The 24,482-nt window shown below is 61.4% G+C and carries 20 protein-coding genes; 12 read left to right on the top strand and 8 right to left on the bottom strand.

What is annotated here, in order from left to right; all coding sequences use genetic code 11:
• The 6 genes from IGW03_RS13915 to IGW03_RS13890 form a co-directional block, all read right to left on the bottom strand.
• Positions 1–485, bottom strand: a 485-nt coding sequence (locus tag IGW03_RS13915; RefSeq protein WP_194723152.1) for a branched-chain amino acid ABC transporter permease, incomplete at its 3' end; no start/stop codon positions are given.
• A 95-nt stretch (positions 486–580) separates the two neighbouring features.
• Positions 581–1,825, bottom strand: coding sequence for a branched-chain amino acid ABC transporter substrate-binding protein (locus tag IGW03_RS13910; RefSeq protein WP_194723151.1), 1,245 nt, complete (start codon positions 1,823–1,825; stop codon positions 581–583).
• Positions 1,826–2,144: 319 nt separating this feature from the next.
• The gene (locus IGW03_RS13905) at positions 2,145–3,392 is read right to left on the bottom strand and encodes a branched-chain amino acid ABC transporter substrate-binding protein (protein WP_194723174.1); all 1,248 of its coding nucleotides are present in this window, start codon (positions 3,390–3,392) and stop codon (positions 2,145–2,147) included.
• Between the two features lie 95 nt (positions 3,393–3,487).
• Positions 3,488–5,140 carry a 3-(methylthio)propionyl-CoA ligase gene (locus IGW03_RS13900; RefSeq protein WP_323744972.1) on the bottom strand — a complete coding sequence of 551 codons (1,653 nt, stop codon included), beginning with the start codon at positions 5,138–5,140 and terminating at the stop codon, positions 3,488–3,490.
• 121 nt (positions 5,141–5,261) lie between these two features.
• Entirely contained in the window at positions 5,262–5,849 is a 588-nt protein-coding gene (locus IGW03_RS13895) for an HD domain-containing protein (protein WP_228535477.1), read from the bottom strand.
• A gap of 97 nt (positions 5,850–5,946) precedes the next feature.
• On the bottom strand, positions 5,947–6,723 hold the full coding sequence (locus tag IGW03_RS13890) for a class II aldolase/adducin family protein (protein ID WP_194723150.1): 777 nt from the start codon (positions 6,721–6,723) through the stop codon (positions 5,947–5,949).
• A gap of 169 nt (positions 6,724–6,892) precedes the next feature.
• Here IGW03_RS13890 and IGW03_RS13885 point away from each other — a divergent pair, with 169 nt between their 5' ends.
• The 6 genes from IGW03_RS13885 to IGW03_RS13860 all read left to right on the top strand — a co-directional run bounded on the left by IGW03_RS13885 (position 6,893) and on the right by IGW03_RS13860 (position 11,388).
• The gene (locus IGW03_RS13885; RefSeq protein ID WP_194723149.1) at positions 6,893–7,687 is read left to right on the top strand and encodes a Crp/Fnr family transcriptional regulator; all 795 of its coding nucleotides are present in this window, start codon (positions 6,893–6,895) and stop codon (positions 7,685–7,687) included.
• Positions 7,684–9,189, top strand: a complete 1,506-nt coding sequence (locus tag IGW03_RS13880; RefSeq protein ID WP_194723148.1) for a protein adenylyltransferase SelO — start codon at positions 7,684–7,686, stop codon at positions 9,187–9,189. The genes IGW03_RS13885 and IGW03_RS13880 overlap by 4 nt, the downstream gene beginning before the upstream one ends.
• Positions 9,186–9,587: a peptide-methionine (R)-S-oxide reductase MsrB gene (gene msrB / locus IGW03_RS13875; protein WP_194723147.1), complete on the top strand. Its 402-nt coding sequence runs from the start codon at positions 9,186–9,188 to the stop codon at positions 9,585–9,587. The genes IGW03_RS13880 and msrB overlap by 4 nt, the downstream gene beginning before the upstream one ends.
• A gap of 39 nt (positions 9,588–9,626) precedes the next feature.
• Positions 9,627–10,244: a septation protein A gene (locus tag IGW03_RS13870; protein WP_194723146.1), complete on the top strand. Its 618-nt coding sequence runs from the start codon at positions 9,627–9,629 to the stop codon at positions 10,242–10,244.
• A gap of 26 nt (positions 10,245–10,270) precedes the next feature.
• A complete protein-coding gene (locus tag IGW03_RS13865) occupies positions 10,271–10,546 on the top strand; it encodes a BolA family protein (RefSeq protein WP_194723171.1) in 276 nt (91 codons plus the stop codon).
• 65 nt (positions 10,547–10,611) lie between these two features.
• Entirely contained in the window at positions 10,612–11,388 is a 777-nt protein-coding gene (locus IGW03_RS13860) for a peptidylprolyl isomerase (protein WP_194723145.1), read from the top strand.
• 170 nt (positions 11,389–11,558) lie between these two features.
• On the opposite strand, the gene purL is transcribed toward IGW03_RS13860, so the two are convergent.
• Positions 11,559–15,578, bottom strand: a complete 4,020-nt coding sequence (purL, locus tag IGW03_RS13855; protein WP_194723144.1) for a phosphoribosylformylglycinamidine synthase — start codon at positions 15,576–15,578, stop codon at positions 11,559–11,561.
• 281 nt (positions 15,579–15,859) lie between these two features.
• On the opposite strand from purL, the gene IGW03_RS13850 reads away from it, so the two are divergent.
• On the top strand, positions 15,860–17,188 hold the full coding sequence (locus IGW03_RS13850) for an amidase (RefSeq protein WP_194723143.1): 1,329 nt from the start codon (positions 15,860–15,862) through the stop codon (positions 17,186–17,188).
• 44 nt (positions 17,189–17,232) lie between these two features.
• On the opposite strand, the gene IGW03_RS13845 is transcribed toward IGW03_RS13850, so the two are convergent.
• Positions 17,233–18,252 (bottom strand): zinc-binding alcohol dehydrogenase family protein, encoded by a 1,020-nt coding sequence (locus IGW03_RS13845; protein ID WP_194723142.1) that lies wholly within the window; start codon positions 18,250–18,252, stop codon positions 17,233–17,235.
• Between the two features lie 139 nt (positions 18,253–18,391).
• Here IGW03_RS13845 and IGW03_RS13840 point away from each other — a divergent pair, with 139 nt between their 5' ends.
• The 5 genes from IGW03_RS13840 to IGW03_RS13820 all read left to right on the top strand — a co-directional run bounded on the left by IGW03_RS13840 (position 18,392) and on the right by IGW03_RS13820 (position 24,482).
• A complete protein-coding gene (locus IGW03_RS13840) occupies positions 18,392–19,318 on the top strand; it encodes a LysR family transcriptional regulator (RefSeq protein WP_194723170.1) in 927 nt (308 codons plus the stop codon).
• Between the two features lie 261 nt (positions 19,319–19,579).
• Positions 19,580–20,833 (top strand): D-amino acid dehydrogenase, encoded by a 1,254-nt coding sequence (locus IGW03_RS13835; RefSeq protein WP_194723141.1) that lies wholly within the window; start codon positions 19,580–19,582, stop codon positions 20,831–20,833.
• Positions 20,826–21,944, top strand: a complete 1,119-nt coding sequence (locus IGW03_RS13830) for an NAD(P)/FAD-dependent oxidoreductase (protein WP_194723140.1) — start codon at positions 20,826–20,828, stop codon at positions 21,942–21,944. The genes IGW03_RS13835 and IGW03_RS13830 overlap by 8 nt, the downstream gene beginning before the upstream one ends.
• A 71-nt stretch (positions 21,945–22,015) precedes the next feature.
• The gene (locus tag IGW03_RS13825) at positions 22,016–23,602 is read left to right on the top strand and encodes an NAD(P)H-hydrate dehydratase (protein ID WP_194723139.1); all 1,587 of its coding nucleotides are present in this window, start codon (positions 22,016–22,018) and stop codon (positions 23,600–23,602) included.
• Positions 23,577–24,482, top strand: a complete 906-nt coding sequence (locus tag IGW03_RS13820; RefSeq protein WP_194723138.1) for a DMT family transporter — start codon at positions 23,577–23,579, stop codon at positions 24,480–24,482. Before IGW03_RS13825 ends, IGW03_RS13820 begins: the two co-directional genes overlap by 26 nt.

The following is a 24,482-nucleotide window of genomic DNA, read 5'->3' as shown; positions in this document are numbered from 1 at the left end:
GTCTTGGTCAGCACCAGGAAGATGGCGACGAGCATCAGGATGGCCACCAGCATCATGAAGCCGCGGTACATCGGGAAGGTGGTGGTGAACAGGGTAAATAGGGGTCCGTCGAGTTCGGCGGGAATCGGGTAAGGCACGGCCGCCCTGCCCCAGACCAGCTGCACCAGCTCGACCAGCACGTAGGACAGGCCGAAGGTGAACAGCAGTTCGGGGATGTGGCCGTACTTGTGGACCGAGCGCAGGCCGTAGCGCTCGACGACGGCGCCGATGACGCCGACGAGCAGCGGTGCGATGACGAGCGCGGGCCAGAAGCCGATCTTGGTGCTGACGGCATAGGCGAAATAGGCGCCGAGCATGTAGAAGCTGGCGTGCGCGAAGTTGAGCACGCCCATCATGCTGAAGATCAGCGTCAGACCGGAAGACAGCATGAACAGCAGGAGCCCGTAGCTCAAACCGTTAAGCAAGGTGATTAAAGTGAACTCCACGAGGCGACCTCTCTCAATTTCTTGTACGACCGTACTTTTTTTATGCAGCAAAAACGCAGCGCGCCTTGAACCGGCGCGCTGCCGTGGAACAACAATCAGTTAGGGCGCTTCATCTGGCAGGAAGTCGGCTGCGATGCGACGTAGGAGTCCAGCACGACATCGGTCTTCCAGCCGTAGCCGGTATTTTCCTGGTCGTACTTCACATCCTTGCCGTTCACCTTGGTCCAGGTGGCGATGTACAGCGGCTGCTGCAGCTGATGATCCTGCTTGCGCATCTCGACTTCGCCGTTCAGGCTCTGGACCTTCATGCCTTCCATCGCCAGCCCGACCTTGAGCGGCTCGGTGGACTTGGTTTCCTTGATCGCCTTGCCCAGCATGGCCAAACCGGTATAGGTCGCCATCACGTAGTAGTCGTCGTTATGCTTCTTCTTGAAGCCTTCGACGATTTCCTTGCCGACGAATTTTTCATTGTTGGCATTCCAGTAGCCGACATACTTAACGCGCTCGGCTCCAGAGGGGCCCATCGCCGTCGGCACGCCGGTCGTCGCACCGTAATAGGTATAGAAGTTGGCGGTCAGGCCTGCGTCCTTGGCGGCCTTGATCAGCAGCGCGAGGTCGGCGCCCCAGTTGCCGGTGATGACGGTATCAGCCCCTGCGGCCTTGATCTTGGCAACATAGGGAGAGAAGTCCTTCACCTGTCCGATCGGATGCAGGTCGTCGCCGACGATCTGTATATCCGGACGCTTGCGCTTGAGGTAGTCCTTGGCCGCACGCGTGACCTGATGGCCGAACGCATAGTTCTGGCCGATGATGTAGACCTTCTTGATGTTCTGGTCCTTGGCCATGTAGGAGGTCATCGCCTCCATCTTCTGGTCGGAATTGGCATCGACCCGGAAATGCCAGAAGCTGCACTTGCTGTTGGTGAGATCGGGATCGACCGCCGCATAGTTCAGGAACAGGACTTCCTTGCCGGGATTGCGGTCGTTGTGCTTGTTGATGGCATCGATCAGCGCCAGCGCCACGCCGGAGCCGTTGCCCTGGAGAACGTAGCGGTAACCCTGGTCGATCACGGTCTTGAGCTGCGACAAGGATTCCTGCGGACTCGCCTTGTTGTCGAAACCGACCACTTCGAAGGTATGCTCGCCGCCCCACTTCTGCGCATTCGCCATTTCGGCGATGTACTGCCAGCTCTTCAAGCCGTTCTGGCCGACCGGCGCGAACGGACCGGACAGCGGATCGATGAAGGCAATCTTCACGTTCTCCGCATACACGGCGCCGGGTGCCGCGAATGCGGCGGCTAGGGAAAGCGGAATGATCAAGGATTTGAATTGGATGGCCATTTGTCTCTTCCTTATAAGTGTTTTGTGTTGACAGCATATCGGCGCCAACAGCGGGTGTAAAGCGTACGTGACAAAGGAATCTATGAGGTATTCGGCATCGCATTACCCTTCTCGCCTGGACCGTCTCATCCACGATCCGCAAGACCCGTTCTGGTGCGCCGGATGGGCGCGCAGCTTCCGCCGAGGGTCCGGAAAATCAGGCTCTCTTCAAGCTGTCCGGCGCGGTACGTTCAGGTAAATGTCGGGAAAGGATCTGCCGCCACGCGGCAGAAATGCGGCATGGACCGCTTCGGTGCCATGCCGCAAATAGGGTTGAAGATCAGGACGGACGGCCCGGACGCTTCATCTGGCAGGAATGCGGCTGGGTGGCCACGTAGGAATCGATCTTCTGATCCATGCTCCATCCATAGCCGGTATTTTCCTGGTCATACTTGACCTTCTTGCCGTCCACTTTTTCCCATGTCGAGATGTAGAGCGGCTGCTGCAGCTGATGGTCGGCGGCGCGCATTTCGACATCGCCGTTGACTGCCTTGACCTTCATGCCTTCCAGTGCGAAAGCCACCTTGACCGGGTCGACGGAGTTGGTGTCCTTGGCGGCCTTGGAGACCATCTGCACCACGGTGTAGATGTCGCTGACGTAGAAGTCGTCGTTGTACTTCTTCTTGAACGCTTCGACGATTTCCTTGCCGGCAAATGTTTCATTGTTCGGGATCCAGTAGGCCACCTGCTTGACCATGCCGGCCACCGATCCGCCCATCGCCGTCGGTACGCCCGACGTGCCGCCGTAGTAGGTGTAGAACTTGGCGGTCAGGCCTGCATCCTTGGCCGCCTTCACCAGAAGCGCAAGGTCGGCGCCCCAGTTGCCGGTAATGACCGAGTCGGCACCGGAAGCCTTGATCTTGGCGACGTAGGGAGCGAAATCCTTGACGGTAGCAATCGGATGCAGGTCGTCGCCGACGATCTGCACGTCCGGACGCTTGCGCTTGAGGTAGTCCTTCGCTGCACGCGTGACCTGGTGTCCATGCGCATAGTTCTGGCCGATGATGTAGACCTTCTTGATGTTCTGGTCCTTGGCCATGTAGGAAGTCAGCGCCTCCATCTTCATGTCCGAGTTGGCGTCGAAGCGGAAGTGCCAGAAGCTGCACTTGCTGTTGGTCAGATCGGGATCGATGGCGGAGTAGTTCAGGAACACGATCTCCTTGCCCGGATTGCGCTCATTGTGCTTGTTGACGGCGTCGACGAGCGCCAGCGCCACGCCGGAGCCGTTACCCTGGGCGATATAGCGGTAGCCCTGGTCGATCACGGTCTTGAGCTGGTTCAGCGACTCCTGCGGGCTGCCCTTGCCGTCGAAGGCTTGCACCTCCACGGTATGGTTGCCGGCCCACTTCTGCTGGTTCGCCATTTCCGTGAACATGCGGAAGGTGTTGAGCTGGTTTTGCCCAATGGGAGCAAACGCGCCCGACATCGTTTCGATCATCGCGATCTTGATGGTGTCCGCATGCGATGCCGGCGCGGCGAAGGCTGCTGCGACGGAGGCTGCCAAAACGAGGGGGCGAATCTTCTTCATCATATGTCTCATCCTTATTTAGGTACGCTGGTATAACGTCGGGCCTGTTCTTCGAAGGCTCTCTTTGTGATGCTGATCCGGTAAGGTGCTATGTGTTATGCGGTGGGCAGTTTGTACTCCTTGAACTGTTCTCGAATGCGGTTCTTCAATACCTTGCCGGTGGCGCCGATCGGCAGCGCATCGACGAACGTGACGTCGTCGGGCGTCCACCACTTGGCAATTTTTCCGTCATAGAACTGGATGAGTTCTTCCTTGGTGACTTCCGCTCCTGGCTTCTTCACCACGACGAGCAGCGGACGCTCGTCCCATTTCGGATGGAATACCCCGATGCACGCCGCCTGCTGGACCAACGGATGCGCCATGGCAATATTCTCGAGATCGATGGTGCCGATCCATTCGCCGCCGGACTTGATGACGTCCTTGCTGCGGTCGGTGATCTGCATGTAGCCGTCAGGGTCGATGGTGGCGACGTCGCCCGTCGGGAACCAGCCGTCTTCCAGCACATCGCCGCCTTCATTCTTGAAATAGCTGCTGATGATCCATGGCCCCCTGACCAGCAGGTTGCCGTAGGTCTTGCCATCCCATGGCAGTTCCTTGCCGTCGTCACCGACGATCTTCATGTCGACGCCGAAGATCGCATGGCCCTGCTTCTCCAGCACGGCCGTCTGCTGCTCGGGCGGCAGACCGAGATGATGGCTCTGCAGCGTTCCGGTCGTGCCCAGCGGCGACATCTCCGTCATGCCCCAGGCGTGGACCACCTCGACGTTGTACTTCTCGCGGAAGGTTTTCATCATCGCCGGAGGGCATGCCGAACCTCCGATGACGGTGCGCTTGAAGCTGGAGAACTGCAGGTTGTTCTGGCCGACATAGGTCAGCAGGCCGAGCCAGACGGTCGGCACGCCGGCGGAGAATGTCACCTTCTCCTGCTCGAACAGATCGAACAGCGATTTGCCGTCCAGCGCCGGACCCGGGAACACCATCTTGGCGCCGGTCAGCGGCACAGAATACGGCAGGCCCCATGCGTTGACGTGGAACATCGGCACCACCGGCAGCACGGAGTCCCGTGCCGACACGTTCAGCGCATCGGGCATCGCGGATGCATAGGAATGCAGGACAGTCGAACGGTGCGAGTAGAGCGCGCCCTTGGGATTGCCGGTCGTGCCCGAGGTATAGCACAGGCTTGACGCGGAATTTTCGTCGAACAGCGGCCATTCATACTGGTCGGAATTCGAGGCGACCAGATCCTCGTAGCACTGCAGGTTCGGGATCTTGGTCTCGGCCGGCATGCGATCGCGGTCGCACATCATGATGAAGCCCTTCACCGTCTTGCAATGCGCGGCGAATGCCTCGACCAGCGGAAGGAAGGTCAAGTCGAAGAACAGGTACTGGTCTTCGGCGTGGTTGGCGATATAGGCGATCTGCTCGGGGTGCAGACGCGGATTGATGGTATGCATCACTGCGCCGGAACCGGAAATGGCGTAATACAGTTCCAGGTGGCGGTAGCCGTTCCAGGCCAGCGTCGCGACGCGGTCGCCCATCTTCACGCCGAGGCTGGCGAGCGCATTGGCCATCTGGCGCGAACGCTTGTGGCAGTCGCGGTAGGTATAGCGATGGATGTCGCCTTCGACGCGGCGCGAAACGATTTCATTGCTACCGTAGTAACGGTCCGCATGCTTGATGATGCTGGAAATCAGCAAAGGCTGATTCATCATCTGGCCCATCAATGGGCTCTTGGGAAATTCAGACATCATGCCTCCTGCCTCGTAGTTGGAATTCTTCTACTTATTGAAGCATGATTTTTGAACGACCGTACTAAAACCGTCAACGAATTTCGATGACGCACCGCACCATAGCCCTCCTGAAGGCGTTTCAGTCGACAGCGGATTTGTAGATGGTATTTTTCGGCTTGGCCATTACGCGTCGCAGCATGGGCTCGAAAAACTCCAGCGGCAAGGTCTCGTAGTCCGGGTCGAATGCCGGTGCATCGTACTTTTCACAGAACTCCAGTGTTGCATCATAGAATGAAGCATCGGCAAACTGATCGCGCAGATTGCGGTCCATGCCGAGGTGATGGAAAAAGTAGTAGCCCTGGAAGATGCCGTGCTTTTCCACGATCGCATGGTATTCGGGGCTGACGAAGGGCTTGACGATGGCTGCCGCGATATCCGGATGATTGAAGCTGCCGAGGGTATCGCCGATGTCGTGAAGCAAGGCGCAGACGACATATTCCTCGTCACGGCCGTCGCGGTAGGCGCGTGTCGCGGTCTGCAGGCTGTGCGTGAGCCGGTCCACCGGGAAGCCGCCGCAGTCGCCGTCGAGCAGGCGAAGATGCGCGAGAACGCGGTCGGGCAAGGCGGCCGCATAGGCCTTGAATTCCTTGCCGATGATTTTCCAGTCCTCGGCGGTGCTGTCCTGCATGTCGCGGAAGGTCGCGCGGGATTGATCGATTGTCTCCATGCCGTTCTTTTCCAAAATAAGGATTGCAAGCGGGCATTGCACGAATTTCACGGTGCGCCGCCCGGTGAGTCTCGTACGCGCCCTCAGGCGCGCTCATTCATGTGCGGTACGACGGATCGATGCGGTCGAGCCGGCGCAGCAGGCCCGGCCAGGCCAGCATGCCGCCTTTCGATTTGGTCACCGTGCGCGCCTGATCCTTGGCGCCGCTGATGATGGCCTGCGGAATCTCGATAAGTTCGCCGCCGCCGGCCTGCGCGCGAACCTGGATCATGCAGGCCGCCTCGAAGATGTACATGTTGACGAAGGCATCGGCGATGGTCTTGCCCAGCGTAAGCAGGCCATGATTGCGCAGCATCAGGTAATTCTTGTCGCCCAGGTCGGCGACCAGGCGCGGCTTTTCGTCCTCATTGAGGGCGACGCCTTCGTAGCCGTGGTACGCCAGGCTGGAGAGCACGAAGATCGATTGCTGGGAAAGCGGCAGCAGTCCATTCTTCTGCGCGGAGACGGCAACGCCGTTGATGCTGTGGACATGCAGCACGCACTGGGCGTCATGCCGCACCGAGTGGATCGCCGAATGGATGGTGAAGCCGGCCGGGTTGACCGGGAAAGGCGACTCCTCGATCTTGTTGCCATGCAGGTCGATCTTGACCAGCGATGAGGCGGTGATCTCGTCGAACATCATGCCGTAGGGATTGATCAGGAACTGATCCTCGGTGCCCGGCACGCGCGCGGTGATATGGGTGAATATCAGGTCGCTCCATCCGAAGTCGGCGACGAGCCGGTAACAGGCGGCCAGGTCGACGCGGGTCTGCCATTCCTCTTCCGAGACGCGGTCCCGCAATGAAGGGATGGTCAGCTTTTCAGGGGCGTTCATGATGGTATCTCCTCTTCTCTGTCAGAATAGAGCGCATTGCCGAATGGCTGCGCGACGGCATGTTCATACGGCTGCACGCAGGTGCCTGGCCGGTGAACTGTTGCCGCAGTGTCGTATGCAGTATCGTTATAACGCACCGCACAAGACTGTCAACTACTTAACAATCCTTATGCAAAATCACGGTCCCGATGACATCGACAAAGGCGCGCTCCTGCGCCGTGCGTGGCTGTCGGACTTCCCAGATGAGATCATTCAGGCCGCCGCCGCATGCGCGGCACTGCGCGTCTATCATGACGGCACCATGATTCACGCCCGCGGCGCGGAAGCCGACGGTTTCTATACGATTGCCGACGGCGCAGTCCGCTTCACGCGCGCCACCGCGGACGGTCATGCGTCCATCATTGCCGTGCTTGGCGCGCCGAATTGCTTCGGCGAGATTTCGCTTTTCGACGGCCTGCCCCGTTCCCACGACGCGCATGCCGCAGGTCAGACCGTACTGCTGTTTCATTCCAGAACCGATTTCAAGAAACTGCTTGCCAGCTATCCGCAAATCTACGAGCGCTTCCTCAGAGTCCTGAGCATGCGCCTGCGCGCCACCTTCGACATGGTGGAGGAAGCCGCCGTCGCGCCGCTGTCGCAGCGCCTTGCCCGCCGCCTACTGGAACTCGCACATATCCAGCCTTCGGCCCTGAATGCCGATGTCGATGCGCACGGCCGCGATGTTCCGCTCACCCAGGAAGACCTTGGACACCTGCTCGGCAAATCGCGGCAGAGCATCTCGAAAATCCTGCATGGCTGGGAACAAAAGGGGTTGATTCAGACTAAATATGGCCGCATATCCATCAAGCAGCCGCAAGATCTCTCCGCCCTTGCCTATCCCGAGCAGAACCGGCGCCCCGCCGGATCGTCATTGCGGGAACGCAAGGACGACATGGGTACCCCTTCAATCAAGGAAGCTCTATGAACGCACCTGCCGAACGCAGGCTCCGCCAGCAGGCAGACCAATTGCCTTTTGAAAACTCTTTTGCAGCGCTGCCGCCGCACTTTCATACCCGCCTGCAGCCGACTCCGGTTCCCTCCCCTTACCTGGTCGGCACCAGTGCGGCGGCCGCCACGCTCATCGGCTTGGACGGGGAGGCTCTGGCTCAGCCGGTCGCGGTCGAAGCTTTTTCCGGCAATGCGGTGCTGCCGGGTTCGGAACCGCTGGCAGCGGTGTACTCGGGACACCAGTTCGGCGTCTGGGCGGGACAGCTTGGCGACGGACGTGCAATCCTGCTCGGCGATGTTCCGGCGGACGATCCCTGGCCGCCTGCACGGCTCGAACTGCAGCTGAAAGGCGCCGGCATGACGCCGTATTCGCGCATGGGCGACGGACGCGCGGTGCTGCGCTCCTCGATCAGGGAATTCCTCTGCTCGGAAGCCATGGCGGGTCTCGGCATTCCCACCTCGCGCGCGCTCTGCGTCACCGGTTCCGACATGCCGGTCATGCGCGAGACCGCCGAAACGGCCGCAATCGTCACGCGCATGGCACCGAGCTTCATCCGCTTCGGCTCCTTCGAACACTGGTTCTACAATGAACGCCATGACGATCTCAAGATCCTTGCCGACCATGTCATCGACCGCTTCTATCCTGCACTGCGCGACGACGCGCAGCCTTACCGTGCGCTGCTGTCCGAAGTGACACGCCGCACCGCGGAGCTGATGGCGCAGTGGCAGGCCGTCGGCTTCATGCACGGCGTCATGAATACCGACAACATGTCCATCCTCGGCCTGACGATCGACTACGGTCCGTTCGGTTTCATGGAAGCCTTCGACGCGCGCCATATCTGCAATCACAGCGACCATCAGGGTCGTTACGCCTACCAGATGCAGCCGCGCATCGGCCAGTGGAACTGCTACGCCCTGGCCCAGGCGCTGCTGCCGCTGGTGGGCGAAGTCGAAGACGCCCAGGCGGCGGTCGCCGTCTACAAACCGGCCTACGATGCGAAGTTCGACCAGTTGCTGCATGCCAAGCTCGGCCTTCGCGACACGCAGCCGGACGACGACAAGCTGTTCGAATCGTTGTTCGCCCTGATGCAGAGCAGCCATGTCGATTTCACGCTGTTCTTCCGCCGCCTGGGCGATCTGCAGCTGGACAACCCGCAGGCGGACGAGCCGCTGCGTGACCTTTTCATTGACCGGCCGGCATTCGATGCATGGGCGGTGCAGTACAGGAACCGCCTTCGCCAGGAAAACAGTCTGGATGCGGAGCGCCAGGTGCGCATGCATGCAGTCAATCCCAAATATGTGCTGCGCAACTACCTGGCCCAGGTTGCGATTGAAAAAGCGCAGAACAAGGATTTTTCCGAAGTTGCCCGCTTGTTGTCCGTACTGGAAAAGCCTTTCGACGAACAGCCGGAAAACGAACACTACGCCGAATTACCGCCCGACTGGGCAAGTACACTGGAGGTCAGCTGCTCATCATGAATACCAAAACCAAAGTCACCAAGACCGACGCCGAATGGCGCGAAATGCTCGAGCCCCTCGAGTACCAGGTCACCCGCAATGCGGCCACCGAGCGCGCCTTTACGGGCCGTTTCTGGGATCATCACGAACACGGCATCTATACTTGCGTCTGCTGCAATACGCCGCTGTTCGAATCGGATGCGAAGTTCGACTCCGGCTGCGGCTGGCCCAGCTATTTCCGCCCCCTCGACCCGGATAATGTTTCCGAGCGCGTCGACCGCAGTCATGGCATGATACGCACCGAAATTCTTTGCAACGTGTGCGACGCCCATCTCGGTCACGTTTTTCCGGACGGACCTCCTCCGACCGGCTTGCGCTACTGCATCAATTCGGCGTCGCTGCGTTTCGAACCCCTATAATTCCAACCAGACAAGTCAGCACGAAAGAGCCCGCGCCCCATGAAGTTTCTGTTCGATCTTTTCCCCGTCATCCTGTTCTTTGCCATGTTCAAGTGGGGGGAAAACAATCCCGAGGCGGCGCAGGGCTTGGCTGACCACTATCTGTCGGCCTTCGTGTCGGGCACGGCCACTGCGGCGCAGGCGCCGATCATGCTGGCCACGGCCCTGGCCATTCTTGCAACAGTCGGCCAGATCGCCTACCTTCTGCTGCGCCGGCGCAAGGTCGACGGCATGCTGTGGGTATCGCTGGCCATCATTACCGTGTTCGGCGGCGCCACGATCTATTTCCATAACGAGACTTTCATCAAATGGAAACCGACCGTGCTGTACTGGGCCTTCGGCGCTGCCCTGATCATCAGCCAGACATTCTTCAACAAGAACCTGATTCGACTGATGATGCAGAAACAGCTTGTTCTCCCCGATCCCGTCTGGCAAAAGCTCAACCTTTCCTGGGCCGGATTCTTCGCCGCCATGGGACTGGTCAACCTGTACGTTGCCTATTCGTTCTCCACGGCATTCTGGGTCAACTTCAAGCTGTTCGGCTTTACCGGATTGATGCTCGGCTTCGTCATCGCGCAAAGCCTGTTTCTTTCGAAGTATCTGAAAGACACGCATTAAGTGACTCAGCTATACGGAGCATGATGATGAACGAACGCATGGATAAGATGCGCAGCCTGCTGGTCGCAACTTTTGCGCCGCTCGAATGTCAACTCGAGGACGAATCTCATCTGCATGCCGGCCATGCAGGCGCCGCCTCAGGCGCGGGCCATTACAAATTGCGCATGGTTTCCGAGCGCTTCACGGGCCTGAACCGCATTGCCCGCCACCGGCTAGTGTATGATTGCCTCCGCGACATGATGTCAAGCGATATTCACGCACTCAACATTGTCGCCATCGCGCCGTCCGAAATGACATCCTGAGTGCTGCGTTTCGGCGCGCCAGAATTTGTATAAACTATTATTTTTCCCAATCTAGGAACACTTCAATGACCTTGAAACCTGCTCGCCTGCTGATGCTGCTCGTCGCTGCCGCCGCCCTTCCGGCAATGGCACAAAACCTCGCCGTCGTGAACGGCAAGCCCGTTCCTTCGTCGCGCGCCGACGCCATGGTCAAGCAGCTGTCTGCTCAAGGCCAGCCCGATTCGCCGCAACTGCGCGCAATGGTCAAGGAAGAGCTGATCAACCGCGAAATCCTGATCCAGGAAGCCGACAAGCTGGGCCTGTCCAACTCGCCGGACGTCAAGAACCAGGTTGAAATCGCCCGCCAGTCGATCGCCATTCGTGCACTGGTACAGGATTACCTGAAGAAGAACCCGGTCAAGGATTCCGAGATCCAGGCCGAATATGACAAGTTCAAGTCCCAGGCCGGCGACAAGGAATACCATGCCCGCCATATCCTGGTGGAAAAGGAAGACGACGCCAAGGGCATCATCAGCAAGCTGAAAGGCGGCGCCAAGTTTGAAGAACTGGCGAAACAGTCCAAGGACCCGGGTTCCGCTGCGAATGGCGGCGACCTGGACTGGGCTTCCCCGGCCTCCTTCGTCAAGCCCTTCTCCGATGCGATGGTCGCGCTGCAGAAAGGCCAGATCACCGAAACGCCGGTAAAGACCCAGTACGGCTTCCACGTGATCAAGCTGGAAGACGTCCGCGCCGCGAAGATCCCGTCGCTCGAAGAAGTCAAGCCGCAAATCGCCGAGTCGCTGCAGCAGAAGAAACTGCAGGCCTTCCAGGAAGACCTGCGGAAGAAAGCCAAGATTCAGTAAGCGCCTGCTTTACCGCCTTGAAAAAGCGCTCCGATGGAGCGCTTTTTTATTTCGGCAATCATTAAAAATAATCCTACAAAGCAAAATGGGCAGGCCAAAGGTGCCTGCCCATTTTGCTTTGTATAAACGTGGCATCGATGGCTGCCGCAATTAGTGCGGCAGCACAGCGTTTACCCCACCCACTTCCGCGCATTGCGGAACATGCGCATCCACGGACCATACTCGCCCCAGCCGTCCGGATGCCAGGAATGCTGGACGGTCCGGAATGCCCGCTCCGCATGCGGCATCAGCACGGTGAAACGGCCGTCCGGCGTGGTGACTGAGGTGATGCCGTTCGGAGAGCCATTCGGGTTGTAGGGATAAGTTTCGGTCGCCCTGCCGTGGTTGTCGATCCAGCGCATCGCGACGATCGCTTCCTCGATATTGCCGGTCTGCGAAAAGTCGGCATAGCCTTCGCCATGGGCGACAGCGATCGGACTTTGCGTGCCGGCCATGTCATTGAAGAAGATCGACGGTGAATTGGTAACTTCCACCATCGCGAAGCGCGCCTCGAACTGCTCCGACTTGTTGCGCGTGAACTTGGGCCAGGCATGCGCGCCGGGGATGATGGACTTCAGGTTGCTCATCATCTGGCAGCCGTTGCAGATGCCGAGCGCGAAGGTGTCGCCGCGGTTGAAGAATATCGAGAACTGTTCAGCCAGTTTCGCATTGAACAGAATCGTCTTGGCCCAGCCTTCGCCCGCACCCAGCACGTCGCCGTAGGAGAAGCCGCCGACGGCGATGAAACCGCTGAAGTCGGCGAGGCGCGCACGGCCGGCGATCAGGTCGCTCATGTGAACGTCCACCGCGGTGAAGCCCGACTTGTGCATCACGTAAGCGGTCTCGACATGCGAGTTGACGCCCTGCTCGCGCAGGATCGCAACCTTGGGCTTTGCTCCCGTGGCGATGAAAGGCGCGGCGATGTCGACCTGCTGATCGAAGGTGATCACCGGGTTCATGCCGGGATCGGAGGTATCGAGGATGCGGTCGTATTCCGCATCGGCGCACGCCGGATTGTCGCGCAGGCGCGCGATGCGCCAGCTGGTTTCGCTCCACAGGCGCTGCAGTTCGACGCGCGGCTGCTCGTAGATCTGCTTGGCGTCGCGCATCATTTCGATGACGTCGCGGTTGTTGGGCTTGCCGATGATGTGGCTGCAGGCGCCGAGATTGTAGGAACGCAGCACCGTCATGACATCGCTCTTGTGCTCCGCCTTGACCTGGATGACCGCGCCCAGCTCTTCGCTGAACAGCGCACGCAGCGTCAGTTCGTTGCGGCGTTCGCCCACCTGCGTGGCCCAGTTCTTGGAGTCGCCCCAGTCGGAAGCATGCTCGCCTTCCATGGTCAGGATGTCGAGGTTGATCGACAGGCCGCTGCGGCCGGCGAATGCCATTTCGCACAGCGTCGCGAACAGGCCGCCGTCGGAACGGTCATGGTAGGCAAGGAGCTTGCGCTCGTTGTTGAGCTGCTGGACTGCATTGAAGAAGGCTTTCAGGTCTTCCGCGCTGTCGACATCCGGCACGTCGTTGCCGAGCTGCTGCATGACCTGCGTCAGCGCCGATGCGCCCATGCGGTTCTTGCCGCGGCCGAGGTCGATCAGGATGAGCACGGTATCGCCGAGATCGGTGCGGATCTGCGGCGTGAGCGACAGGCGCACGTCAGGCACCGGCGCAAAGGCGGAAACAATCAGAGATACCGGCGATGTGACTTCCTTGGCACCCTCCTCGTCCTTCCAGGTGGTGCGCATCGACAGAGAATCCTTGCCGACCGGGATGCTGATGCCGAGTGCCGGGCACAGTTCCATGCCGACCGCCTTGACGGTATCGAACAACGCCGCGTCCTGTCCCGGCTGGCCGCAGGCGGCCATCCAGTTTGCCGACAGCTTGATATCCGACAGGTCGGCAATCGGTGCGGCGGCGATATTGGTGATCGCCTCGCCAACCGCCATGCGGCCCGATGCTGCGGCGTCGATCACCGCCAGCGGCGTACGCTCGCCCATGGCCATCGCTTCGCCGCGGTAGCCTTCGAAGCTCATCGTCGTTACCGCGCAGTCGGCAACCGGCACCTGCCAGGGACCGACCATCTGGTCGCGCACCGAGGTGGCGCCGACGGTACGGTCGCCGATGGTGATCAGGAAGGACTTGTCGGCGACGGTCGGCAGCAGCAGCACGCGGCGGCCAGCTTCGACCAGGTCGATGCCGGTCAGGTCGACCGGCGGGAATTCATTCGCGACGTGCGTGACGTCGCGGTGCATCTTCGGCGGCTTGCCGAGCAATACTTCCATCGGCATGTCGACCGGCGAATTGCTGTGCTCGGGGTCGATGACTTTCAGCTGGCGTTCTTCGGTCGCGGTGCCGACCACGGCGAACAGGCAGCGCTCGCGCTCGCACATGTACCGGAACAGCGGCAGGCTTTCGGGCGCAATCGCCAGCACATAGCGCTCCTGCGACTCATTGCTCCAGATTTCCTTTGGCGCCATGCCGCTCTCTTCGAGGGGCACCTTGCGCAGATCGAATACCGCGCCGCGCTTGGCGTCGTTGGTGATTTCCGGGAAGGCATTGGAAAGGCCGCCCGCGCCGACATCGTGAATGGAAAGGATGGGGTTGTCGTCGCCCATCGCCCAGCAGGCGTTGATCACTTCCTGGGCACGGCGCTCCATCTCCGGGTTGCCGCGCTGGACGGAATCGAAGTCCAGGTCGGCGGTATTGGTGCCGGTAGCCATCGAGGATGCCGCGCTGCCGCCCATGCCGATACGCATGCCGGGGCCGCCCAGCTGAATCAGCAGGCTGCCGACCGGCAGGTCGTGCTTCTTCGTATGCTTGGCGGAGATGTTGCCCATGCCGCCAGCAATCATGATCGGCTTGTGATAGCCGGCCACCTTGCCGCCGACGTTTTGTTCGTAGGTGCGGAAATAGCCGCCGAGGTTGGGACGGCCGAACTCGTTGTTGAATGCCGCGCCGCCGATCGGTCCCTCGATCATGATCTGCAGCGGAGAAGCGATGCGTTCCGGCTTGCCGTAGATGCCTGCCTGCCCGTGCGACTGGCGTGCGGCGACCGGCTCGGTGACATCGCGGGCATTCTCCCAGGGCTGCACCGCATGCGTGATCATCAGGTTGGAAACGGTGAAGCCGGTCAGGCCGGCCTTCGGCTTGGCGCCGCGACCCGTCGCGCCCTCGTCGCGGATTTCGCCTCCAGCGCCGGTCGAGGCGCCCGGGAAAGGAGAAATCGCGGTCGGGTGGTTATGGGTTTCCACCTTCATCAGAATGTGGGTCAGCTCTTCCGAGCCTTCGTACACATTGCCGGCAACTGCGCCGCGCGGATAGAAGCGCATCACCGGCGCGCCTTCGATGATCGAGGAATTGTCGCTGTAGGCCACCACAGTGCCCTTGGGAGCGAGCTGATGGGTGTTCTTGATCATCGCGAACAGGGACTTGTCCTGCGCGACGCCGTCGATGGTCCAGTCGGCGTTGAAGATCTTGTGGCGGCAGTGTTCGCTGTTGGCCTGCGCGAACATCATCAATTCCACATCGGTCGGATTGCGCTTGGCCTGGGTGAAGGCATTGAGCAGATAATCGATTTCATCGTCCGACAGCGCCAGGCCGAGTTCGCCGTTGGCCTTGATCAGCGCATCCTTGCCGCCGGCGAGCACGTCGATGGATTCCAGCGGCCTGGCTTCGAGTTCGCGGAACAGGCCGGCGGCATCGTTGGCATCGCGCAGCACCGTTTCGATCATCCTGTCGTGCAGCAGTGCCGCGACTTTCGCGACGGCGTCTTCGGACAGCTTCTTCGCGCCGCCGAACAGACCGGACTTGACCTGCACCCGATAGGATACGCCGCGCTCGACGCGCTTGATGTAGGCCATGCCGCAGTTGTGCACGATGTCGGTGGCCTTGCTCGCCCATGGAGAAATGGTGCCGAAGCGCGGGATGACGACGAATTCATCTCCGTCGGCGCTGCCGCCGAAGGGCTCGCCGTAAGTCAGCAGCGCATCGAGGCGGCCGATATCGTCCTGGCTCGGTGCGCTTGCCGCATCGATGAAATGCAAGTAGCGGCCGGTGACTCCGGTAATGGCGGGTTCGACTGCTTGCAATTGTGACAAAAGGCGTTGGGTACGGAAGGCAGACAGGGCATTGGAGCCTGGCAGAATCAACATGGCGGCGAGAAAAGTGTGGCAGCGGCAACGCTTCTGACGTCGAACTGCGGGTTAGAACGGGAAACCGCGATTATAACCCGTGCCGCAGCATGGCATCCTGCCAATAAGCACGCATGAACGGGTGCGAGGGTGCAAAACAGGGGCATTTTTCTGCCATGTGATTTCCGGCGTTGGCGAATCCGAGAGGTCGCGCCCTTATGCCATGCCTGCCAATATGCTATTGTTGCAGCGCCAAATTGTCGTTTCAGTTGTTTTAGTCGTTTCAGCGAGTACGATCCTGCATGAACCCCCTGACCTCGAAATCGATTCCCGCGCTTGCGCGCTATTCCCGCCGCTCCCTGGTTGATGTCTGCCTAGACGAAGCACAGAAGTCGCAGTCGGTGTTTACCCGGCTCTACTCCGAAGCCGCGCTTGCGGCAGGCGACCATGCGGACGCGATGCGCGCGGCGGGCGTGGAAATCTCTCCGCTGGCGGGATTGCCGGTATCGATCAAGGACTTGATCGATGTCGCCGGCGAAACCACGCTGGCCGGATCGACGGTGCTGCGCGGTGCGCCCGTGGCGAAAGCCGACGCGCCGGTGGTCAAGCGGCTTCGCATCGCAGGCGCCGCCATCGTGGGCAAGACCAACATGACGGAATTCGCGTTCTCCGGGGTGGGGATCAATCCGCATTACGGCACGCCCGCCAACCCGGCGGCAACCGATGTGCCGCGCATTCCCGGCGGCTCCTCGTCGGGGGCGGCCGTCTCGGTTGCGACCGGCCTGTGCGTGGCGGCGATCGGCTCGGATACCGGCGGCTCCATCCGCATTCCTGCGGCGCTGTGCGGCATCGTCGGTTTCAAGCCGACCGCCCGCCGGGTGCCGACCGCAGGTGCCATTCCCCTCTCGACCACGCTCGACACGATCTGCGCAATGGCGCGTTCGGTCGACGACTGCATTCTGGTCGACGGCATCATCGCCGACAACGAACTCTCGATTCCGGAATTGCCGCTGGCTGGCGTGCGTCTTGCAGTGCCTTCGACGCTGATGCTCGATGCCCTCGATCCACATGTGGCGGCGTCGTTCTCCGCGGCGCTGACCCGGCTATCAGCCGCCGGCGCAAAGATCGTCGATGCTCCTTTTGCCCTGCTCGCCGAAGCCGCGGACCTGAACAAGTTTTCCGGCGCCGAGTCCTTCGCCTGGCACAGGGAATTGCTGGCCGCGCAGGAATCCGAATACGACTTCCGCGTCGCCAAGCGCATCCGGACCGGGGAGGCGATGCTCGCGGCCGACTATATCGATCTCCATCGCAAGCGGCGCAGCTGGATCAACCGGCTGGAAGAGGCGCTCGGCCCCTTCGACTCGCTCATCATGCCGACGGTGCCCATCGTTGCGCCGCCGATCGCGGATCTGGAGGCGTCGGAAGAGGTCTTCTTCAAGACCAATGGCCTGCTGCTGCGCAATCCGTCCACCATCAATCTGCTGGACGGCTGTGCAGTTTCGCTGCCCTGCCATGAGGAAGGAACGCTGCCGGTCGGCCTGATGGTGGCAGGACCTGCAATGGCGGACCGCAAGGTGCTCGCCGTCGCGCGAGCCATCGAAGGCGCGCTGCAGTCCCTGCAGGCGCAATAACGCCGGCCGGCGTTGCCCCGGCGCGGCAGGAAAACAAGCCGGGATCAGAAATCCTTCAGCACCAGCTTGCCGATGACATGGCCGGCTTCCAGGCGCGCATGCGCTTCCCGGAGATTGGCAGCGTTGATCGGGCTGAGCACCTCGGAGCCTGTCGCACGCAGCTGGCCCGATTCGACAAGACGTCCGATTTCCTCCAGCAGCCTGCCCTGCTCGATCATGTCCTCGGTCTGGTACATGGATCGGGTGAACATGAATTCCCAAACAAAACCGGCGCTCTTGGACTTGAGCGGGCTCACGTCCAGCGCATGCTTGTTTTCCACGATCGTGCAAATGGTGCCCTGCGGCGCGATGACGGCGGTGGCTGCAGGAAAATGGCGGTCGGTGTCATTGAGGATCAGCACGTAATCAACCGTCGGAAAGCCGATGCCGGCCAGCTGCGCCGGCAGGTCGCCGAAATGGTCGACCACATGATGCGCGCCCAGCTCCTTGACCCAGGCAATCGATTCCGGCCGCGATGCGGTGGCGATCACTTCCAGTCCGGCGATGCGCGCCGCGAGCTGGACGGCGATCGACCCGACGCCGCCGGCGCCGCCGATGATGAGTATGGACTTGCGCGGCAAGGCATGCGGCGGCGTCGGCACGCGCAGGCGGTCGAACAGCGCTTCCCAGGCGGTGATGGCGGTCAGCGGCAGCGCCGCGGCGGTTTCGAATGAAATGCTGTCGGGCAGGCGGCCGGCGATGCGCTCGTCGACCAGGTGGAACTCGGCGTTGGTACCCGGCCGCGTGATGTCGCCGGCATAGAACACCCGATCGCCGGGCTTGAAGCGCGTTACTTCGGGACCGACCGCCTCGACAACGCCGGCCGCATCCCAGCCCAGCACGCGCGGTGTTTTCTCCACCGTATCCTTCGGCGCCCGTACCTTGGTATCGACGGGATTGACCGCAATCGCCTTGATCGCTACCAGCAAGTCGCGGCCGACGGCAACGGGCCGTTCGAGCGTGGTATCGAAAAGGGATTCCGGATGGCTGATGGACAAGTACTGCGTCAGTGCGATTGCTTTCATTTCTGCTCCTTGGGGGTTTGCATTGAATTCGGCGCCGGTCGTTACGCTTCGGACCGGTATCGTCTGCAAAAATTATCTCCATGTTGCGATTTTTGATAAACACTCCAATAATGAATTGAATTTCAAAAATCTTTTGACAATGTATTCCACCGCCGATCTGCAACTCTTCGTCCGAACTGCCGACTCCGGCAGCCTGACACGCGCAGCCCGCATGCTGAACCAGACGCCGGCTGCCGCGAGCGCGGCCCTGCGACGCCTCGAACAAAAGCTGGGGGTGCTTCTCTTCGCCCGTTCGACGCGCAGCCTCAGGCTGACGACCGACGGCGAAGTCTTTCTGGAATACTGCCGCAACGCGCTCGCACTTCTGGCGGAAGGCGAAGCCATGCTGATGGCCGGCAGAGACAAAGTGCGCGGCCAGCTCAGGCTGTCGGCGCCGTCGGATCTCGGGCGGCAGGTGTTGCTGCCTTGGCTCAATGAATTTCAGGAGATTCATCCGGAAGTCATGTTCTCATTGCAATTCGCGGACCGCGTCATCGACCTGCGGCGCGACCCGGTGGACATCGCCCTGCGCTACGGACGGCTGGACGACTCCTCGCTGGTTTCAAGGCATGTGGCGGACAACCGCAGGGTGCTGGTCGCCTCGCCCGGCTATCTCGCGCGCCATGGCACGCCGAAAACTCTGAGGGAACTTGGCGAGCACAATTGCCTGCTTTACTACCTCACTCCCGGCCTGTTCAACACCTGGCGTTTCAACGCCGGCAAGGATGCGGTTGAAATCAAGGTTCGCGGCGACCGCATGGCCGATGACGGCGGCATCGTCCGCGAATGGGCGGTGGCCGGATTGGGCATCGCCTATAAATCCCGGCTGGATGTGTGGCCGGATCTGAAGCGCGGCGCACTGGTTACGCTGCTGGATGAGCATGCCGGAGAGGATACCCCGCTCAATGCGGTCTTCCCGCACCGGAACGGCGTCTCGCCGGCCGTCAGGACGCTGGTGGAATTTCTTCGCGAAAAGTTCGTGCAGCAAAGCAACGAAGCTGTCACGGTTCGCACGGTCAACGATTAAAATGTGGTCTTCGAACTCGCCATGTGACTCAAGGTCTACGACTGGTCGCAAGTCCGGCCGCACGGCGCCATTTCCGAGCCATGTGACGCAGTCATCGGTTCGGCCCGGTGCCGGAAGCGATGCTGCACGCGGGCGGTCGAAAAGACAAATCCGACGGCGTCAAAGTCTGTCCGGCCGGCTTGTCTTACGATGGCTTGTCTTTCGGTTGCATCAGGCGCTCTTGCACATTCATCAGCATTCAACAGCTTCCCAGGTTAATTCGTGACACAAAAACAAGTAGCCGTCATCGGAGGCGGCATCGCCGGAGTCTGCACCGCCTATTTTCTGGCCGAGGCCGGGCATGACGTCGTGGTTCTGGAGAGGCACCACAACGTGGCCGAAGAAGCCAGCTACACCAATCCCGGTCTTGTCGCCCCGGCCTATGCCGGCCCCTCGGCGGCACCCGGCATGCCGCGCAAGATTCTGTCCTCGATGTTCAAGTCGGAATCCGCAGTCAGCTTCAAGCCTTCCGCCGACCGTGCGCTATGGCGCTGGATCAGCCGCTGGCTGGACGAGTGCGACCTGGAACGGTTCAGGATCAACAAGCTGCGCATGCAGCGGCTCGCCACTTACAGCCGCGATATCCTGAAGCTCATGCGCGAGCATTATCAGATTGAATACGAACAGACCCGCGGCGTGCTGCAGCTGTTCCGCACGGCGAAGGATCTGAAGCTGGCCGAACCGGCGATCAGCCTGCTCTCCGAATACGACGTGCCTTTCGTGATGCTGGACGCCGAGGGCGCGCGAGCGGTGGAACCGACCCTGTCCACGCATACGCCGCTGGCGTCGGCCATCTACCTGCCCGAGGACGAGGCCGGCAACTGCCCGCTCTTCACCAAGCGGCTCAAGTACATCTGCACCTCGATGGGCGTGCAGTTTCATTTCACGAGCGCCGTCGACGCCATCGAACCGGGCGGAAGCGGCGTCGGCCTGCGCATCGCGGGCAAGCGCTTCGATGCCGATGCCGTCGTCGTCGCAGCCGGCTCCGACAGCACGCGCCTGCTCAAGCCGCTCGGCGTGCAGCTGCCGATATATCCGGTCAAGAGCTATGTCGCGACCGCCATCATCAAAAACTTCGACCATGCGCCGGTGGCCACCGTCATCGACGAAGCCTACAGCGTGACGCTGACGCGCATGGGCGGACGCATACGCATCGCCGGCATTCCCGAATTCGGCACGCGTACCGAGGAATTGCAGGACCGCGCACTGCGAACCTTGGCGCGTGTGGGCAGCGACTGGTTTCCGCATGCCGCGATCTACGGCAAGGCAAATTTCTGGAGCGGCGCGCTGCCCACGCTGCCTGACGGCCCGCCGCTGCTCGGCGCCACGCCTGCAAGGAATGTCTACATCAACATCGGCCATGGGTCGGGAGGCTGGACCATGGCGGCGGGTGCGGGCAAGCTGGTGGCCGACATGGTGAGCGGCCGCGCAACCGACATTGATCTGGACGGACTGACATTGGCACGCTATGGATAAAGTGGACTGCATCGTGATCGGCGCCGGCGTGGTCGGGCTGGCAACCGCCCGCGCGCTTGCGCTCGGCGGACGTGAAGTACTGACCGTCGAGCGGCATGCCGCCATCGGCATGGAGACGAGTTCTCGCAACAGCGAAGTCATCCACGCCGGCCTTTACTATCCGACCGGCAGCATGAAAGCCCGCCTGTGCGTTCGCGGACGCGACGCGCTTTATACCTACTGTGAAGAGCGCGGCATTCCCTACCGGCGCTGCGGCAAGCTGATCGTGGCCACTTCCGAAGGCCAGCTGGCCAAGCTCAGGCAGATTCAGGAACAGGCTTTCGCCAACGGCTGCAGCGAGGTCGTGCCCCTGAGCGCGCAGGAGGCGTGCGAGCTCGAACCCGAGCTTTCCTGTGTGGGCGCCCTCTTGTCGCCCAACACCGGCATCATCGACAGCCATGCCTACATGCTGGCGCTGCAAGGCGATGCGGAGAACGCAGGCGCGCTGTTCGCTTTCGACAGCCGCGTCAGCGCTGCGCGTCTTGAAGCGGACGGCATAGTCGTCTCGGTACGGACGTCCGACGGTTCGGAAATGGAAATTGCCACCAGCCTGCTCGTCAACTGCGCCGGCCTGTGGGCTCCACACGTCGCAGGACTGATCAAGGGACTGGACCAGAGCCAGACGCCGCGCGCATGGTTCGCCAAGGGAAATTACTATTCGCTCGCAGGCAAGGCGCCGTTTTCGCGGCTCGTCTATCCGGTGCCTGAACCCGGGGGCCTGGGCGTTCACCTGACGCTGGACCTGGGCGGCCAGGCGCGTTTCGGCCCGGATGTCGAATGGCTCGACACGCCGGACGGCGAACTCGACTATCGTGTCGATCCGCAGCGGGCGGACCGGTTCTACGAAGAGATCCGGTCCTACTGGCCGAAACTTCCCGACGCTGCATTGCAGCCGGCCTATTCCGGCGTGCGGCCAAAGATCAGCGGCCCGGGCGAAGCGGCCGCCGATTTCATGTTCAGCAGCCACGGCAGTCCGCACTATCTCGGCCTGTACGGCATCGAATCACCAGGATTGACGGCAGCGCTTGCCATCGGCGAACACGCCGCTGGCCTTGCCGGCAAGACCGGATAACACTGCCGGGCACCGCAGGGGACCGGCGCGAAGACATCGGAAAAACCTACAACAAGATTGCGAGACAAGCCATGAACAGACAACCAGCCAACTTCCGGATTCCATCGCCCGTCGCCTACCCGCAGCGCCACGATCCGACCGCCCTGTTCAGTGTTGCCGAGATCCGGTCAATCGAGGAAAAGGCAATGGCGGATATCCCGCCGGGCACGCTCATGCAGCGCGCCGCCAAGTCCGCCGCGTCGCTGGCACTCGCGCTGCTCAGCCGGGTGACCGATTCGCCCAAGGTGCTTCTCGTGGCCGGTCCGGGCAACAACGGCGGTGATGCCTTGGTCATGGCCGTCCTCCTGGCCGATGCGGGGCTGCATCCGACCGTCATGGTGTGCGCCGATCCTGCCCGCCAGCCGGCCGACGCCCAGCGTGCGCTTGAACGTGCTCAAGCCGTCGGCGTCCGGCTGATTGCCCCGAATCCCGAAGCGGTACGCCATCCGGTCGACTGGGATCTGGTCGTGGACGGATTGTTCGGCATCGGCTTGGCCCGGCCGATTTCAGGTGATTTGCGCGGCCTGGTAGAGGCCATCAACAGCCTCGCCTGCCCGGTGCTCTCACTCGATGTGCCGAGCGGGCTCGATGCCGATACCGGCTGCGTGGTCGGCGAAGACGGCATCGCCGTGCGCGCCACGCATACGCTGACGTTCATCGGCAACAAGCCGGGACTGCACACCTGCGACGGCCGCGACCATGCCGGCGAAGTCCAGGTAGCGCCGCTGGATGTCGCGCCGGAGCTGTTCGTATCCGCCCGCGCCTGGCTGGGCAGCGTGGCGCAGTTCGCACCCAGCCTGCGCAAGCGCCTGCACAGCTCGCATAAAGGCAGCTACGGCGATGTTACCGTCATCGGCGGCGCGCACGGCATGGTCGGCGCCCCCGTGCTGTCCGCGCGTGCGGCCGCCAAGACAGGGGCCGGGCGCGTGTTCATCGGCTTTGTTGACGAGGTGCTTCCCTATGATCCGGTACAGCCGGAACTGATGTGCAGGCCTGCCGCCGACATGGATTTCAGCTCCGGCGCCGTTGTCATCGGACCCGGCCTCGGCAACTCCGACCTGGCACGCGACATCCTGCTCAAGACGCTGCAGGCCGACAGGCCCTTGGTGCTCGATGCCGACGCGTTGAATCTGCTTGCCCTGCATGAACACCTCAGGCAGGCCTTGGCTGCCAGGTCGATGCCGTCGTTGATGACTCCGCATCCGCTGGAGGCGGCCCGTCTGCTGAAGATGAACACGGCCGATGTGCAGTCGTCGCGGTTGGAAGCAGCTCGCCGCATTGCCCTCGAATGCAACAGCGCCGTCATTCTCAAGGGGTCGGGCAGCATCATTGCGCGTCCCGACGGCAATCTGATCATCAACGCGACCGGCAATCCGGCGCTCGCGACCGCCGGCAGCGGCGACGTCCTCGCCGGCATGTGCGGCGCACTGCTCGCGCAATCCTTCCCTGTCTGGGATGCGGCGCTTGCCGCGACCTGGATGCATGGCCGCGCGGCCGACAAGCTGCTCGAGGACGGCGTCGGGCCTATTGGCGTTACCGCCGGCGAACTGATTCCGGCAGCCCGCGCCGTCTACAATGAACTGACCGAGCAGCATGCAGGCCGCGGCCCGGCGCTCTAGCTTCTGGCTTGGCATCGGCTGCCTGATTCTCGGTCAATGGACGCTTTCGCTGCTTGATACGGCCGGCAAGCTGCTTGCACAGAGCGGCTATCATGTCGTGATGATTGCGTGGATGCGATACACCATCAATACCGCATTCATGGCAGCCACGCTTGCGCCCTGGTACCGGCGGCGCACCGGAGCGAGCATCCTGCAATCACGGCATCCGATGCTGCAGATTTTTCGCGCGCTGCTCCTGCTGCTTTCCACGATCGTTTTCTTCTCCGTGCTGAGGATCGTGCCGCTGGCCGAAGGCACGGCCATGAATTTCTGCGCACCGCTCATGGTACTTGCAGTGTCTCCATGGCTGCTGCAGGAAAAGTCTTACCCCTCTCGATGGATTGCAGTGGCGTTCGGTTTCCTCGGCATGCTGGTGGTCGTGCGTCCCGGCGGCGCGATTTCCACCGAAGGGGTCATGTTCGGCGCCGCATCCGCAGCAATCTTCGCGATCGTCTCCATGCTGAACCGGAAGATGAATCAATTCGATCCGCCGGTAGTGACGCTGTTTTACGGCGGCCTGGCGGGCATGCTTGCCAGTTCATGCATCGTTCCCTTTTTCTGGAGTGCGCATGAGCCGACCTTGCGGGACGGATTGATCCTGGCATCGACCGGGGTCACCAGCACGATGGGGCATTATCTGGTGAATACCGCATATCGGCATGCGGAAGCGTCGCTGCTCTCGCCCTTCTTCTACCTGCAGGTGATTTCCGCGACGACCATGGGGTGGCTGGTTTTCGGCCAGCTGCCCGACATGGTGACCGCGTTCGGCATCGGCATCATTTGTGCGAGCGGCATGGGTGCCGCCTGCATGGAGCACCGGCGCTCGAATCACCCAGGATGA

Source organism: Noviherbaspirillum malthae (assembly GCF_015352985.1).
GTDB classification, from domain to species: domain Bacteria; phylum Pseudomonadota; class Gammaproteobacteria; order Burkholderiales; family Burkholderiaceae_D; genus Noviherbaspirillum; species Noviherbaspirillum malthae.
Note: the sequence above shows the minus strand (reverse complement) of the source record. Positions and strands in the feature narration are given on the sequence as shown.